This window comes from Pseudanabaena sp. 'Roaring Creek' (genome assembly GCF_001402795.1).
Lineage (GTDB): Bacteria > Cyanobacteriota > Cyanobacteriia > Pseudanabaenales > Pseudanabaenaceae > Pseudanabaena.
Genome location: NZ_LIRE01000547.1, coordinates 1 through 2,198 on the forward strand (window position 1 = coordinate 1; position 2,198 = coordinate 2,198).

Consider the following 2,198-nt stretch of genomic DNA (forward strand, 5'->3'; position numbering starts at 1 on the left):
GATTTGTCCTCAGTCAAGTGACTGTCGCTATAATTCACAAAAGCGTGATAACACTTTCGTGAATTGGTATAAACCCAAAGAAAGCAAAAGGGGAGTAGTGACGCGAAGCGTCACCACTCCCCTTTTGCTTTTTAAGAATCTTGCTTGCCAACGGAATAATTAATGGCATAGCTCCAACTTAACAAGCGCAGCCATAGGCGAGGATTAGTCGGTTCCAGCCAAGTTTGAGAACTACGCAAAATCTGCGGCAACCATCTACCCAAAAGCGCATTAGTTAACGAACTGCGGGTAAATGCACCATAACTAGATAACCATTTCAGCAAGTCCTGTATCCCAGCCATTTCCAAAATCCAGAGAATTAACTGAGGATTTTTAAAAGCGGCAATGAGAGCAAGACGATTGAACATTAGCCATCCCAGACGATCTTTGATAAAGCGATCGCTAACAGGTTGTGGCTCATCGGCAAGCAATCCAAAGAAAGTATTTAGCATCGAGTTCACTCGCTCAGGGGGCAAATGCATTCCCGTCGGAACCATCATTCCCTTAGAAAACAGCCATGTGACCGCAATATTGCTTTGATAGGCATTAATCTGGCTCAGATCATCGGCTTTTAATAAATCATGCTTGAGAGCGGTATCCAGCAAAGTCGCAAGACGGGGCAAATTGCGCACGAGGGAACCAAAGCCTGTGAAGACAAGGGGTGATTGTAATGAGGCAGCATCGCCGATCGCTAGAATTCGATCAAAGGCACATTTCTTAGAATTTTCATTGAGGCTGTAATGTCCCGTGATATAGCCAAAGGTCGCCTTCTTCCATACGAGCTTTTCCATATCACAACGACGATATTCAGGCAAAATCGTGAAAAAGTCCTCATACATTTCCAGTAATGACCCTGGGTTTTCGGGATGGACTTGGTGATAATGGAATAGATAAATCGTCAGTTCATCTTTCTCGGCTGGAAAGAGTTCCCAAATCAATTGTCTGCCTCGCGAAATATCGCCATGACTAAACAGAACATCGCCATAGTTTGAATCCCATACTTGTTTCTCAAAACCTTCGAGAACTGCGCCCACAGTCGGACAGACGCTATCAAAGGCTTGACCAGCATTAATTTGTTGTGCGATCGCGGAAGCCGATCCCATCGCATCAATTACTAAGCGCGAATTGAGAATTACCTCGGCATCGGTTTCCAGATTCTTCGCGAAAATAGTCGCACCATGATCGTTAATTACGACTTTCTGGAATTCAGTGCGATCGCAAATTACTGCGCCATACTGATGTAATTTTTTGCTACAAATTTCTAACAAACGATTAGTATCGATCGCAATATTTAAAACCGTAGGCGTATGCAGCACTTTAGCTTTTAGGTGCGCTGGATTATTGCTATCAAAAAACTTATTAAAGCCATCGACATATTCTGCCGTGATCATCGCTTCAAATTCTTCTTTAGTGAAGAGTCCAAAGTTGATGAGATTCTGAAATTCGGCGCGAGAAATATTCCATTCCCGATTCATCCGCCCAAAGGGAATGCGTTCCACTAAGCAAACGCGATAGCCTAACTTTGCCATCATTGCCGCATGGATTGCGCCCAATGCTCCGCCCAGATAAACGATGTCATAGATTACCTCTGGGTTGACATCTGGCTTTACAGAATTAGCTTGTGAATCCTCAAAAATTACCTGTTTGGGAGTTTTAGGATTCTTAACACTTTCCCGCCAACGCTTTTCCCACCAGTAGACGCGATTGAGATCATATTCGCCATTGGGAATCCGTTGAAAGAATTTAACCGTAAGCGGATATTCCTCAGCAAGGGCTTCAAAAATGGATTGATTTGGCGCGATCGCAGGTGGCTGTTTAAACTCATAGGGAAAAGCTTGCCGCGCCGCTTTCGTCAAATGGTCGAGAAAATCCTTTTCCCCATCCATCACCTCCTCTGACCAGCGAAATATTTTTAGATAAGTCGTGCGCTGCAATGTCCAGATAAATACTGATAATTGCGCGATCGCCCCTGAACGATTTTGGCGATCGAGGATAAAGCCATGCTTAGCAACGGATTTTTTCCCAAAGGGAGGTTGGTACTCAGTCTGGAGCCATGTTTTCACGGCTGCAACTTGAGGTGTCGGGATCTCGATGTAAAGTAACTGCTGCATGGCTCGATCGTTTATCTTCAGGTATTTTTATTTTCGCATATATAGCTG

1 protein-coding gene is annotated in these 2,198 nt (G+C 44.2%); it reads right to left on the reverse strand.

The window, feature by feature from the left end; genetic code table 11:
- Positions 1-131 precede the first annotated feature (131 nt).
- Complete coding sequence (locus AC805_RS16205) at positions 132-2,150, reverse strand: FAD-dependent monooxygenase (RefSeq protein WP_055076381.1); 2,019 nt, start codon at positions 2,148-2,150, stop codon at positions 132-134.
- Positions 2,151-2,198: the final 48 nt, after the last annotated feature.